This is a genomic window from Leisingera sp. S2M4, from assembly GCF_055398055.1.
Map to the genome: position 1 here is coordinate 565,332 of NZ_AP040861.1, position 13,664 is coordinate 578,995.

General features: G+C 59.4%; 12 protein-coding genes. 8 read left to right on the top strand and 4 right to left on the bottom strand.

What is annotated here, in order from left to right; genetic code table 11:
- Nucleotides 1-17 precede the first annotated feature (17 nt).
- Complete coding sequence (locus ACZ52D_RS02805) at nt 18-1,109, top strand: ABC transporter ATP-binding protein (protein WP_411352915.1); 1,092 nt, start codon at nt 18-20, stop codon at nt 1,107-1,109.
- Nucleotides 1,110-1,266: 157 nt separating this feature from the next.
- Here the strand turns inward: ACZ52D_RS02805 and ACZ52D_RS02810 are convergent, their stop codons facing one another.
- From ACZ52D_RS02810 to ACZ52D_RS02825, 4 genes are all read right to left on the bottom strand, one after another.
- A complete protein-coding gene (locus ACZ52D_RS02810) occupies nt 1,267-1,485 on the bottom strand; it encodes a hypothetical protein (protein ID WP_464442486.1) in 219 nt (72 codons plus the stop codon).
- Between the two features lie 598 nt (nt 1,486-2,083).
- Nucleotides 2,084-3,397: a glutamine synthetase family protein gene (locus ACZ52D_RS02815; protein ID WP_464442487.1), complete on the bottom strand. Its 1,314-nt coding sequence runs from the start codon at nt 3,395-3,397 to the stop codon at nt 2,084-2,086.
- A complete protein-coding gene (locus tag ACZ52D_RS02820; protein ID WP_464442488.1) occupies nt 3,390-4,253 on the bottom strand; it encodes a MurR/RpiR family transcriptional regulator in 864 nt (287 codons plus the stop codon). Before ACZ52D_RS02820 ends, ACZ52D_RS02815 begins: the two co-directional genes overlap by 8 nt.
- Before the next feature lie 30 nt (nt 4,254-4,283).
- Entirely contained in the window at nt 4,284-4,514 is a 231-nt protein-coding gene (locus ACZ52D_RS02825; RefSeq protein WP_417476069.1) for a hypothetical protein, read from the bottom strand.
- On the opposite strand from ACZ52D_RS02825, the gene ACZ52D_RS02830 reads away from it, so the two are divergent.
- The 7 genes from ACZ52D_RS02830 to ACZ52D_RS02860 all read left to right on the top strand — a co-directional run bounded on the left by ACZ52D_RS02830 (nt 4,405) and on the right by ACZ52D_RS02860 (nt 13,618).
- A complete protein-coding gene (locus tag ACZ52D_RS02830) occupies nt 4,405-6,195 on the top strand; it encodes a branched-chain amino acid ABC transporter ATP-binding protein/permease (RefSeq protein ID WP_464443108.1) in 1,791 nt (596 codons plus the stop codon). The two genes, ACZ52D_RS02825 and ACZ52D_RS02830, sit on opposite strands and share 110 nt — an antisense overlap.
- A gap of 37 nt (nt 6,196-6,232) precedes the next feature.
- Complete coding sequence (locus ACZ52D_RS02835; RefSeq protein WP_065331252.1) at nt 6,233-7,390, top strand: ABC transporter substrate-binding protein; 1,158 nt, start codon at nt 6,233-6,235, stop codon at nt 7,388-7,390.
- 11 nt (nt 7,391-7,401) lie between these two features.
- Nucleotides 7,402-8,118: an ABC transporter ATP-binding protein gene (locus ACZ52D_RS02840; RefSeq protein ID WP_411352325.1), complete on the top strand. Its 717-nt coding sequence runs from the start codon at nt 7,402-7,404 to the stop codon at nt 8,116-8,118.
- 1 nt (nt 8,119) lies between these two features.
- Nucleotides 8,120-9,013, top strand: coding sequence for a branched-chain amino acid ABC transporter permease (locus ACZ52D_RS02845; protein WP_464442489.1), 894 nt, complete (start codon nt 8,120-8,122; stop codon nt 9,011-9,013).
- A complete protein-coding gene (locus ACZ52D_RS02850; protein WP_464442490.1) occupies nt 9,010-9,780 on the top strand; it encodes an N-formylglutamate amidohydrolase in 771 nt (256 codons plus the stop codon). Before ACZ52D_RS02845 ends, ACZ52D_RS02850 begins: the two co-directional genes overlap by 4 nt.
- 11 nt (nt 9,781-9,791) lie before the next feature.
- Nucleotides 9,792-10,433, top strand: coding sequence for a cysteine hydrolase family protein (locus ACZ52D_RS02855; RefSeq protein WP_464442491.1), 642 nt, complete (start codon nt 9,792-9,794; stop codon nt 10,431-10,433).
- 143 nt (nt 10,434-10,576) lie between these two features.
- Nucleotides 10,577-13,618 carry an aminotransferase class III-fold pyridoxal phosphate-dependent enzyme gene (locus ACZ52D_RS02860; RefSeq protein ID WP_464442492.1) on the top strand — a complete coding sequence of 1,014 codons (3,042 nt, stop codon included), beginning with the start codon at nt 10,577-10,579 and terminating at the stop codon, nt 13,616-13,618.
- Nucleotides 13,619-13,664 lie beyond the last annotated feature (46 nt).

Below are 13,664 nucleotides of genomic sequence, written 5' to 3' on the forward strand. Positions count from 1 at the left end.
GACAGGACAGAGCCATGATGGACACTCCAATCGTGCATTTTGACAACGTTGTTAAAAAGTTCGGCAGCTTCACCGCTGTTGAAAAGGCCGACTTCCAGATCGCCCGCGGCGAGTTCCTGGCGATCATGGGCTCTTCCGGCTGCGGCAAGACCACGACCCTGAGGATGCTGGCAGGGCTGGAAGATCCGACCGAAGGCAATATTTTACTGGACGGGAAGAAAATCAACGGCAAGCCGACCTGGGAACGGGACACGCCGATGGTCTGGCAGAGCCTGGCGCTATTCCCTTTCCTGACGGTGCAGGAGAATGTCGAGTTCAGCCTTAAGATGCGCAAAGTGTCCAAGGGTGAACGGCGTGAGCGGGCCCGCAAGTGGCTGGACCGGCTTGGTATCCTGGAGTTTGCTGACCGCAATATCTCGCAGCTGTCCGGCGGCCAGCGCCAGCGTGTCGCTCTCGCCCGGTCGCTGGTGACCGAACCTAAGATCCTGCTGCTGGACGAGCCCCTCTCCGCTCTTGACGCCCATTTGAAAGTCCGCATGCAGTCGGTGCTGTCGGGCCTGCAAAAGGATCTCGGCATCACTTTCGTTTACGTGACCCATTCGATGTCCGAGGCCTTCTCCATGGCAGACCGGGTGGTCATTATGAGCCGCGGCAAGATTGAGCAGATCGGCACCCCGGAAGAGATCTACCGGAAACCCCACAACCGATTTGTTGCGGACTTCTTGGGCTCTTCCAATGTGTTTTCTGGCAACCTAGCATCCGGAGGCAGTGTCGTTTGGAAAGTCGATGCTAAAAACGCAACCTATACTTTAAAGGCGCCTGCAGGTGTGCAGAAGACCCGCGGAGCCTCCGTGGCCTTTGCCGTGAGTTCCGAGAACATGTCATTGGCCGTCGCTGGAACGCCCTGTACTGAAAACTGCGTTGAAGCCACGGTTGTGGGCGGCGAATTCGCTGGCGCCTCTGCCACTGTCTTCCTGGAAACGGATCAGGGCCAGGAACTAAAGGTGCAAAAAGGGCATGAAGAACTCGAGGCGGTAGACCTCAGAGCCGGACAGAGGCTCTTGGTTCATTGGCTACCGGAGCATTGCCACGTTCTGCCTGGCGAATGAAGGGTTTAACGCAAACTTCGGAAGCCCACATTCCGCCCTTGGCGGCAAGCCTCCTGCCATGGTCTATTGGCTGAGAAAAGACGAAACCCAACCTGGTCAGCAGCGGCAGAGAGTAGCTTAAATTACGCCAGATCCTGTCCAACGATCGGGGAGTAGCTCATACAGATTCCGCCGCATCTTTGGTTTCTACATTCATGACCAATGCCAAGGTCAGGTGAAAGATATCTTCGCCAGTCATGTGCGCCGCCGCCCGCCCGCGCCCCCCAGGGCTGCGCAGACCGGCACGGGCCATGGCGCGCGTCATGGCATCAACCTTATTGGGATTCAGATCAAAGTACTCCGCAAGAGCACGGACCATTTCACCTTTTGTCGCCATGGGAGATGCCCTCAAGAACTGCCGATGAGGAGTTGATAGACCATGAACGGGTCACGCGTCAAGTTTTTAGTAAAACTTTTTCCGAAAAATATGCCAAAAACCGATCCGAGCCTTTAGCTCGCTTGTGAGTTGGTCGCTCTGACAGAGAGGCCCGGCAGGAAGCATTGCGACTAAAGAGGCAACAACTCTCAAAAATCTCTCACAAAAGTTTATCCAGTACTCCCCATAGGAATACTGTACTCCCTGAAAAGATACCGCAGAGCACTCTAAGGTTAGACCCGGAAAAGGATAAGAATGATGCCTTCAGCCCCCCTATAGGAGAGATGTGCCTTAAGGCTACAAACCTTCGGTCCATTAACGCAGGTGGAGCATATTCAGCCTCTGCCACCCGCCCGATACCGCACGACGACTTGGTCGGACCGCTACTCAACCTTGAAAAGCGACAAGCGGCTCCGCCAAATTCATCCGCTTGGCAAGGCCTTACTAGGAGACGGGAAAGCCCCCCCCCCTCAAGCATGCTTCGCGCATCAATGGCCCGACCTGACAGTTGGCTCACTCCTTGAGCAATCAGGTTTTACGCTACTCAGAAGGAGCTGCGCTAGTAGACTTGAGCGTAGACAGCACATCTCTCCTCTGGCGGCATCGTGTCTAGATAGGCCAGCTCACCCCTTTTATGGGCAAGGTAGACTTCTGCAAAGCCTTCCGGAAACCAACTGCGAGCAATGTCATTGCGCTCGAACCGCGCCAGGGCTTCGGGCAGCGCTTCTGGCAGTCGGGTATAGCCGCGCGCCTTCAACGCCTCTGCGGACAGTAACGACAAGTCTTCTTGGGTCACTGGCGGTGCGGCCAGGTTCTCTTGCAGGCCTTGCGCCCCAGCATGCACGATTGCAGCAAGCGCCAGATACGGCGAGGCAGCGGCGTCGCCGGCCCGGAACTCAAAATTATACTGGCGGGCAATGCCGGCCTCGTCCTGTGCCGAGGTTGGGCAGATCCGCAACGAAGCCTCGCGGTCACGCAAGCCCAGATTGTTGTAGGCTGCGCTCCAGCGGTGCGGCGTCAGGCGCAGGTAAGACACGTCGCTCGGTGCGGTGAAGGCAACAATGCTGTCTAGGTATTTCAGTACACCTGCCAGAAACGCACCGGTCACACTGGACATTCCCGCAGGACCAGCCGGATCATAAGTGGCTGGGATCCCCTGAGCATCTACAAAACTCATATGGATATGCACGCCATTACCGACGTTTTCAGGGTCGCGGATCGGCGTGAAAGTCGCTCGTTCCCCGCATCTGCGGGCGACCGAACGGGTGACCTCTCTCAAAACAGCAGCATGGTCGGCGGCGCGCAAACCATCCGTGGGATCAATTGTGACCTCGTACTGGTCGGGGCCGTATTCATTCATGAAAGTATCCGTTTCCATGCCCGCTTGCCCCAGCGCCGCCATCAGGCTTTCGGCCAGTTCACGTTTCTGCTGAAAACCGGAATGGGTATAGGCCTCACCGAATGCGGGCGACCCCGCATCCAGCTGGAATTCGTGCTCGAAGGCAGCGACAAGCCTGACACCGCCAAGATCTTCTAGCCGTTTAAGCGCCTGCTTGAGAATAGAGCGCGTGCAGCAGCTCCAGGGCGCTCCATCAAGTTCGCGGATGTCTCCCAGCACGAAGCGGTCCGCCGGGCTGCCATCCCCGTAATCGATATCAACCAACGTTTCCGCATCGGGCACCAGCAGAAGATCGCCCAAGGATCCAAATGGTGTCTCGGCAATTTTGTCGAAACAGGTGATCTGAACATTGGTGGGCGTCCATCCCACCCCCTTGGCCGAGCGTTTTTCCAGATCCGCCAGCGGAAAGCTTTTGCCGCGGATCTTACCGGCGAAATCCGAGGTTGCTGCGAATACCAAGGGGGTCTTAATCATCGCTTATCTCTCCTATGTCCAAACGAAGGGAATCCCATCGCTCAATTCTCTTGCGCGCCTTATCCCAACCGCCTTCCGCAATCCGCGTTACAACCGCCTCCAGCAGCACCAGCGCGCCCACATAGCTGTCCCAGACAGTCCCACTTTCGATAGGTGTCGCGATGACCTCGCTTGCCACTCGCGCAACAGGTGAAAGCCACTTGTCCGTTAGCAGGATAACCTGCGCGCCCTGTCGGCTGGCCGCCCGCTCCGCAAGTTGTTCGAGGCTTGGTTGGTAGCGTCGGAAATCCACCACAAAAACCACATCACGCGGCTTCATGCGTAAGAGGTATTCGGGCCAGATTTCGGGATCAGCAGGCAGGTGATAAACATTGCCCCGCATTTGCCGTAAGTGGCGCGACAGGTACAAAGCCAGCGCATCACTGATGCGCCCCCCGATCACATAGACGCTGCGCTTTTCGTCAGCAAACATATCGCAGACACGGTCAAATTGCGCTTGAGTGATGGCTGCCGTCGATTCTGACAGCAGCGCTGTAGCCCTGTTGACGAAATCTTCCAGGAAGTCCCCCTTCATCGCACGATCGCTCTGATGCAGGTCCAGAGGCGAACGGTTGCCCTCCTTCAGCTCGTCGATCAGGTGGCGCTGGAAGTCCTGATAGCCCGAAAAGCCAAGTTTGGCGACAAACCTCGAGATGGAGGGGGGCGATGTTTTCGTCTTTTCCGCAAGCGCTTGGATCGGCTCCAAGCCAGCGAACGGGTAGTCCAGCAATAACGCCGTACACAGTTTTCGCTCGGTCGCGGTCAGCGTGTCCGACAAAGATTCCAGGCGCGTTCTGACATGCATTTCTTGTTTCATGCATCCAGAGACGATTATGAAAATAAAAAGTCAACAAGCAAAAAAACATTGACTTTGAAAATGTGCGATCAGCATTGTAGGGGCAACTTCACGGGAGCCGTCCATGATCACTTCGCCAAGAACGCACATGCTTGCCGCCCTCTCTGCAATCATCGCCGGAGCCGTCGGCACCGCATTGATCGCAAGTTTCCTAGGGCCTGCTGCGGAGCGGATTGTCACGGTGTTTTTCATCTCGCTGATCGGCGTGGTCGGCATCGGCATCTACAGCGGCAACAGCGGCATTCTCAGCTTCGGCCATGTGGCCTTCATGGCAATCGGCGCCTATGTGTCCGCCCTGCTGACCCTGCCGTCGCAATTGAAGATCGCGACCCTGCCGAATCTGCCGGAGTGGCTGGCGACCACCGAAATGGGGCTGCTGCCCGCAACGGTAATCGCGATGGCAGTGACGGGCCTCGTGGCGCTGCTTGTCGGTGCGGCAATCGGCAGACTGGAAGGATCCGCCGCCACAATTTCGACCCTGGGTCTCTTAATCATCGTGCATGGTGTCATCATCGGCTGGCGGGATGTGACCCGCGGTGCCCAGTCCTTCTTCGGAGTGCCCCGCGAAACCGGCATCTGGACTGCGGTGGCAGGCGTCATCGTGGCGCTGGTACTTGCGCGGCTGTACCGGGATTCTATTTCGGGACTGAGGCTGCGGGCGGGCCGCGAAAACGCGATTGCGGCTTCGGCCGTCGGCATCAACATCCCGCGCGAGCGCCTGATCTCCTTCGTGCTGGCGGGGATGACAATGGCGCTGGCTGGTGCTTTGCTGGCTCATTTTCTGGGCGCGTTCAGCCCCAAGAAATTCTACTTCAACGATACGTTTCTACTGCTGGCCATGCTGATCGTAGGCGGCATGAGCACCATTACCGGCGCCGTGACCGGCGCGGTGATCATCACGCTGGTGACCGAGGTCCTGCGTCGGCTAGAGAGCGGCCTGTCCATAGGCGGCATCGAACTGCCCGCGGTTTTCGGCACAACACAGATCGGCATCGGGCTGATCATTCTGCTCGCCATGTTCCGCAAGCCCGAAGGCCTTGCCGGATTAAAAGAATGGGAAGAAAGACTCTTTCCGCCCGCTGCCGCTGGCAACGCTGCGCCCGCCATGCCCAAAGCACACGCCTCCACGCCGCTTGTTGCAAAGGGCATGACCATGCGGTTTGGCGGACTGGTCGCGGTCAGCAATGTGTCGCTGACCTTGCAGCCCGGCGAAATCCTCGGCCTGATCGGCCCTAACGGCTCCGGAAAAACCACGCTGCTGAATATGCTGTCGGGTGTCCTGCAGCCGAGCGAGGGAACCGTGACGCAAGGCAGCGTTGACCTGACAGGGATCCCTTCGCACAAGATTGCGGATCATGGTATCGCACGAACGTTTCAGAACATTCGCCTGTTTCCCGATCTGACGGTTCATCAGAACGTACTTGTTGCCGCCCTGTCAACGCGCGGCGGCGCCGAAGCAGAGGAGCGCGCTCAGGCGGCGCTGACCGAACTAGGAGTTGCAGCCCTGGCTGGAGAAAATGCCGGCAACCTGTCTTACGGCGATCAGCGCCGCGTTGAAATTGCCCGTGCATTGGCGTGCCAGCCGACCCTGCTGTTTCTGGACGAACCGGCGGCTGGCATGAACCGTGAGGAAACCGACGCTCTGATGGAAACCCTGCGCGGCCTCACCCGCAATCTGGGCATCGGTATCCTGATGGTCGACCACGACCTAGCCCTGATCAATCAGCTGTGCGATCGGCTGGCGGTGCTGAACGAAGGCAAGCTGATCGCCCAAGGCACGCCGGCTGAGGTCCGGCAGGACCCCGCGGTCATCGAGGCCTACCTCGGCCCCGGAAAACTAAGCTCCAAGAAAAACACTAAGCCCCAGGGTCAACCCGGGCGCAAACCAGAACTGGCCGGATGATCCCAGAGGCCAGACCCCAACAGACGGAGACTTACCCATGAAAGCACTGCTTCTATCATCCACTCTGGCTGCCGCCTTTGCGGCGGCTCCCGCCCTCTCCGAAACGCTGCGCGTCGGAGTCGCCACAGCACAAACCGGGGCCCTGGCCTACGCGGACGTGCCGGTGTCTGGCGGGATGCGCTTGGCCGCCGACGAGATCAACGCAAAGGGCGGCATTGGCGGCGACGTCAAGATCGAACTTGTCGAAAAGGACGTGCGGTCCGATGCGGCGCAAACTTCGATTGCGACCCAAGAGCTGGCGGATGACGGTGTCTCCGTGATCGTGCTGCCCTGCGACTCCGATCCGGCGCTGGCTGCAATCGGCGTCATTTCCTCGGCGCAGATCCCGGCAATCTCGACCTGCGCCTCCTCGCCGACCCTGCCGATGATCGGCGGCGATTACATGTTCTCGAACTTCCCGGGCGACAATGTGCAGGCGACCGTCTCCGCCAAATGGGCCTGGGACGAGGGCCACCGCAACGCTTATATCATCTACTCGCCCGACACCCAGTACACTACGATGCCGCTCTATTTTGCTGAAGTGTTCGAGAAACTGGGTGGAACCATCGCCGGGCAGGCAACCAATACCATCGGCCAGCAGGATTTTTCCGCTATCGCCACCAAGGTTGCAGCGCTGGACCCGCAGCCGGATGTCATCATGACGTCGGCCTATGAGCCGGACTTTCCTTCGTTGCTGAAGGCGCTGCGCGCGGCGGGTGTGACCGGCCAGGTCATAGGCTCTGACGGCATCGATAGCCCGACGACCTTCTCGCTGGGCGACGTTGCCGAGGGCGTCGTTTTCACCACCGCAGGCCATGCAACGCCTGGAAGTCCGCTAGAAGCATTCAACTCCGCCTATGAAGCCGCCAACGGCGCGCCGCCGGAAACGATTTTCAGTGCAGTCGGCTACGACCTGATCAAGGTTCTGGAGGCCGCTGTACTAGCGGCAGACGGATCAGTGGAACCCAGCGCCTTGCGCGATGCGATTGCCGGGCTGGAGAATGTTCAAGGGGCGACCAGCCTCATCACTTACAAAGGCACGGATGGAATGCCGGTTCGCCAGGTCTCGCTGATCCGCGTTGCGGACGGCGAGCGTGAACTCGTCGGGCAGCCCTCACCAGACGCCTCGCTGATCCCAGCGCCACGCATGCAATAAGGAGCGTACCGGTGTCAGCGCTTTTGTCTGTTCAATCATTCCATGTTCACTACGGAGCAGTCGAAGCGGTACGCGGCATCGACTTTGAAATCCGGGAGGGCGAAATCATCGCCCTTCTGGGAGCCAACGGGGCCGGAAAGTCCTCAACACTTAATGCCCTTGTCGGCCTTGTTCCCGTCGCCGCCGGTACAGTGATGTTTGACGGGTCGGACATCACCCACAACGCTCCTGAGACCCTGGCCCCGGCAGGGCTCACCTTGTCGCCGGAAGGGCGCCGTGTTTTCGGCACCCTCAGCGTGGCAGAAAACCTGCTGATGGGTGCCTACGGCATCCGCGACAAACAGGCCGTGGCAGCAGCTTGGGACCGTGTCTACACGCTGTTTCCCATCCTGCATGAGCGCCGCGATCAATTCGCCGGCACGCTGTCGGGCGGGCAGCAGCAAATGCTGGCCGTCGGCCGCGCTCTCATGAGCAACCCCCGGCTGCTGCTGCTTGATGAGCCGTCGCTGGGGCTTGCCCCGAAGATTGTCGAGCAGGTGTTCGAGCTGATCACCTTGCTGCGCGATCAAGGGGTGACGTTGGCCGTCGTCGAGCAGAACGTCGCCATGGCTTTGGAAGTCGCAGATCGTGGCTACCTGATGTCTGGCGGCAGGATCGTCGCAGCGGGCTCTGCTGCAGAACTGGCACAGTCGGATTCACTGCAATCTGCCTATTTGGGAGCAGGCTGATATGGACCTGATATTACAGCAGACTGTTAATGCATTTGCCTTGGGGGGCACCTATGCGCTGCTCGCGCTGGGGCTGGCGGTTGTCTTTTCCATTATGGGGCTGATCAATTTCGCCCACGGTGAACTGATGACAATTGCCGGCTATGTCCTGATGTACTGCGGGCTTGCGGGCTTTCCCTTTGTTCTGTCCGTCGCCTTGGCCGTTAGCGCAGCAGTGGCGGCAGCAGTCCTGATGGAGCGGATCGCCTTCCGCCCTGTCCGCAATGCCTCCGGTGCAACAATGCTGGTCACCAGCTTTGCCATTGCAATGATCCTCCAGGTGCTGTTTCAGAACCTGATCTCAGCGCGATCCCAGGCTGTGGTGCTTCCTCAATTCCTCTCGGACAGCGTCCAGTTCGGCGGCTTGATTATCGGCGTCAACAAGATCGCCGCGATCGCGGCAACGGTCATCATGCTAGTGTTCCTTGACCGATTCATGAAACACCAGAAAACAGGCATCGCCATGCGTGCCTCAGCCGAAGATTTTGCCGTGGCAAGGCTGATGGGTATCCGTGCCAATACAGTGATCGCCGGCGCCTTTGCCCTGTCCGGACTGCTGGCCGGTGTCGCAGCGGTCTTGTGGGTCAGTCAGCGTGCCTCGGTAGATCCGCTGATGGGCTTCACACCGGTACTGAAGGCCTTCATCGCAGCCATCTTGGGCGGTCTGGGATCCTTGCGCGGTGCGGTAGCCGGGGGCTTTCTGCTCGGAATTATCGAGATTTACCTTGCCGCCTTTCTGCCGCAGGAGCTGCAGGAGTTCCGCGACCCGATTGGCCTGTGCATCGTTGTTGCCGTGCTCCTGTTCCGGCCCAACGGACTAATCCCATCCCTCGCACTGAAGGCGGAAAAAGTGTGACCTACGGAAACGTCAAATCCGATCCTGCGACGCTGTTGGGTCCGCGCGACCCAGCCCCGGTGGAGGTTCTGAATAGCGCCAGCCGCCATCCGGTTCTGCTGGTCTGCGAACATGCGGGGCAGCAGATCCCGGAACGCTTGTCCGGCCTCGGGCTGTCGCGCACAGACCTCGACCGCCATATCGGCTGGGACATCGGCGCCGCGGCAGTGACCCGCAAGCTGGCCCACGCGATGGGAGCACCTGCGGTTCTGCAGACATACAGCCGACTGGTGATCGACTGCAACCGGCCGCCGGAGGCACCCGACGCAATGCCACTGATCAGCGACGGAACGCCTGTTCCCGGCAACCGCGGCCTGACCCAGCAGGACCGCGCGGCGCGGGTTTCCGGGATTTTCGCCCCCTACCAGGCGGCTGTCACAGAGGCCCGGGGGCAGCCTGAACGGCAGCTCTTGATCTCGATCCACAGCTTTACCGCCCGGATGGCCGGTGAGGTGCGTCCCTGGGACATAGCCTTCCTCTACCGCGGCGATGCAGACACACCTGAAAGACTGCGCCACGCCTTGCTGGAGCAAGCACCGGAGCTGTCGGTGGGCATGAATGAGCCCTATCAGATCGATGACGAGTCCGACTGGTTCGTCCCCCGCCACGGCGAGGCCAGCGGCCTGCCACACAGCCTGATTGAAATCCGCAACGACCTGATCGCCGATGACGCGGGCCAAAGCCGCTGGGCCGGTCTTTTGCGCACCGCCATCGAAAGCCTGCTTTAAGGAAGAAACACATGACACTGAGCCGAGACATTCCCGTCGATCCGCAGCAAACCGCCCTTCTGTTCATCGACGTTCAGAATTTTGGCGCCCATCGCAAGGGCGCCGAATTCGTCAACATGCCGGAGGCCGAAGTCGCAGAGAAATACGGCTGGTACTTCGCGGAGCTGGAAGGCCGGGTCATTCCGAACATGCAGCAGCTCCAGCAGGCCAGCCGCGCCGCCGGGCTTGAGGTGATGTATACGACGATCGAAAGCCTCACTCTGGACGGGCGTGACCGCAGTCTCGATTACAAGATCACCGGCTTCAACGTGCCCAAGGGTGCCTGGGACGGCAAGGTGATCGATGCGCTGGCTCCCGGCGAAGACGAAATCGTGCTGCCAAAGTCATCTTCCTCGGTCTTCGTGTCGACGCATATCGACTATGTTCTGCGCAACTTAGGTATCAAACAACTGGTGATCAGCGGGCTTATTACCGATCAATGCGTTGAGAGCGCCATCCGCGACGCCTGCGATCTGGGTTATCTGGTGACACAAGTAACAGATGCCTGCCTGACCTATAGTCCCGAACGACAAGAAAATTCCATTTCGGCCGTACAGGGCTACTGCCGCCAGCGCACCACATCTGAGTTACTTGAAGAGCTGTCTCCGACCTGACGCCCCGCCAATCTTGCTGGGCGCAAGCCTTTGCAAACAAGCATTCTTAGCGCCGCGAGGGCGTCTGCGCCCTCTTTCGTAGTCCGCCAGCCCGCGGATTGCGGCGCCCTGACATATATTCGAACTGCAGGAGCGATCACCCGATGGTACATCACTGGCAACAGGTTCTAAGCGATCATTGGGGCATCACTGCCGCGCTGACACCGCTGAACGGTGAGTATGACCAGAATTTTCTGGCGCAAGGGGAGCATGACTATGTCATGAAGATCATGCGGCCAGACTGCCAGGCTAGTTTCATTGATCTGCAGTGCCGTGCGCTTGAGCACATCAGGACACAAGCCCCCGACGTCCACGTTCCCGCAGTCTGCAGGAGCATCCGCGGCGACATGTTCTTGGCCGTAGCGGACGAGGGTGGGGCTGAGCGGCTGGTCTGGGTCATTGAGAGGCTTCCAGGGAAGACTTTTGCCGAGTTCAAGCCGCAGACCGATGGACTGATGTTTGATGTGGGGCGCGCCGTCGGGCAAATGGGGCTTGCCTTATCCGGTTTCGCCCATCCCGCGCTTGAACGTGACTTCAAGTGGAACCTAATGCAATCGGATTGGATTCTTGATTGTCTAGACATGGTTGAGAGTCACGATCGGCGCGCGCTCCTCGATTGTATCGTCGCGGAATTCTCCGCCGTTTTACCGCTTCTGAGAGATTTGCCTAACGTGGCAATCCACAACGATGTCAATGATTACAACATATTGGTCCGCGGCTCGCTGAGTGAGCCACCGCGCGTTTCCGGCCTGATCGACCTCGGCGACATGTGCGCCGGGCCGCGCATCTGTGACCTGGCGATTACTTGCGCCTACATGGTTCTTGGTCAGGAGAACCCCGAAAAGGCGCTGCAATCCGTAGTGGCCGGATATCATAGCATCTGGCCCCTCACCGAGGCAGACGTTGATCTGCTGTGGCCGCTGCTGCGGATGCGGCTGGCGGTCAGCGTCGTCAACTCGGCGCTAATGGCCAGTGAATATCCAGATGATCCGTATGTTGTGATTTCACAGAAACCCGCTTGGCAGTTTCTCGAAAATCCCAGCGTCAGCGGCGACCTGATCAAGGTCCGCCTTCGTGCGGCCTGCGGCCTGCCGGTTACCGGTGCAGCCCCGCGCATCCTGTCTTGGCTCGACCACCAGCGGGGCCAGTTTGCACCGGTGGTGGGTAAACCCCTGGATGGAATGGCGATGCGCAGCCTGTCGGTGGAGCGCTCGGTCATCCCGAGCGACCCGTTTGCAGCCGAAACCGAAGCGATGGCGGACGGCCAAAGCAGCGAGAACATCTGGCTAGGATACTACGGCGAGCCTAGGTTGGTCTACACTGGTCCTGCCTTTCAAACCGGGCCGTGGAAGGCCTCCAACCGCCGCACGGTGCATCTGGGGATAGATGTCTTTTGCGCTGCGGGAACGCAGGTGTTTGCCCCGGTTCCCGCGACGGTTCACAGCGTAGAGAACCGCTGCGGCCGCCCGGGCCAAGGGGGCGTTGTCGTCCTGCGTCATGAAACGCCAGATGGGGATCCCTTCTTTACCCTCTACGGGCATCTCGACCCAGAGGTCTGTGGCCGTCTGAAAGCAGGTCAGCAGATCAAAGAGGCTGAGGCCTTTGCCCGGCTGGGCGATGCGGCGCAGTGTGGCGGTTGGCACCCGCATGTGCATTTCCAGCTAATACTCAGCACCGAGGGCATAGCTGAACACTGGCCCGGCGCCGCTGACCCGGACGAACTGGGCCTTTGGGGAGCGCTCTCTCCGAACCCGGCCGCGCTTCTTAACCTGCCGGACGCCGACATGGTCTACCAGCCAGCCGACAAAACCAAGCTTTTGGCGGAGCGAGCGCGCTGCTTTGGCGAAAACCTGAGGCTCAGCTACGCCGATCCTGTGATGCTGCTGCGCGGCTGGCGCCACCACCTGTTCGACGAATGGGGGCGGCCCTATCTGGACGCCTACAATAACGTCCCGCACGTCGGCCACGCACACCCGCGCATTCAAGCGGTCGCGGCGGACCAACTGCTGCGCATGAATTCCAACACCCGCTACCTGCACCCCGCGCAGGTAGCTTTTGCGGAAAAGATCACTTCGAAACTGCCTGAATCGTTGTCAGTGTGTTTCTTCGTCAACTCTGGTTCTGAGGCCAATGAATTGGCCCTGCGCTTGGCTCGCGCTGCAAGCGGTGGGCGCGATATGGTCACTCCCGATCACGGCTATCACGGCAATACAACGGGAGCGATTGACCTGTCAGCCTACAAATTTAACGCCAAAGGCGGCATCGGACAAAGTGATTGGGTGCATTTGGTTGAGGTCGCCGACGATTACCGCGGCCGTCATCGCCGCGAAGATCCGGACCGGGCCGAAAAATACGCGGCGCAGGTGGACAAGGCCTTGGCCGCGATTGCAGACCGCGGCGGTAAACTGGCTGGTTTCATCGCCGAGACGTTTCCAAGCGTCGGCGGGCAGATAATCCCGCCCAAGGGCTACCTGGCCAAAGTCTATGCTCGGATTCGCTCCGCGGGCGGCATTTGCATAGCAGATGAGGTGCAAACCGGGCTTGGAAGGCTGGGAGACTATTACTTCGGCTTCGAACAGCAGGGCACCGTGCCAGACATTGTTGTGCTGGGCAAGCCGATCGGCAACGGACACCCGCTGGGTGTTGTGGTTACGACCCGGGAGATCGCCGACGCCTTCGCCCGCGGACCGGAGTTTTTCTCGACCTTCGGTGGGTCAACCCTGTCCTGCCGCATTGGCAAAGAGGTGCTGGACATCGTCGACGATGAAGGTCTGATGAAGAACGCACAGCATATGGGCACCCAATTACTTGCGGGACTGCGGACCATGGCGGAGCGGCACCCCCTGATCGGGGATGTGCGAGGTTTCGGACTGTTTATTGGTGTTGATCTGGTAACGGACCGCAACAGCCGCACGCCTGCTACGCAGGCTGCGAACTACGTTAAGAACCGGTTGCGAGAGCACCGCGTATTGATCGGGTGTGAAGGACCTGCGGATAACATTCTGAAGATCCGCCCACCGCTCACCGTGGATGACCAAGCGGTTGATATGATATTGACCCTTCTGGACCGAGTACTCGACGAAGCAGAAAACCTCTGCGGAAAGACAGGTTCCCCCCCACGCCAATATTTCCTAGATGAACCGTGAAACCTACCGCTTTGCAAAAAGCCGGACCAAACAGCTCAAAGACACT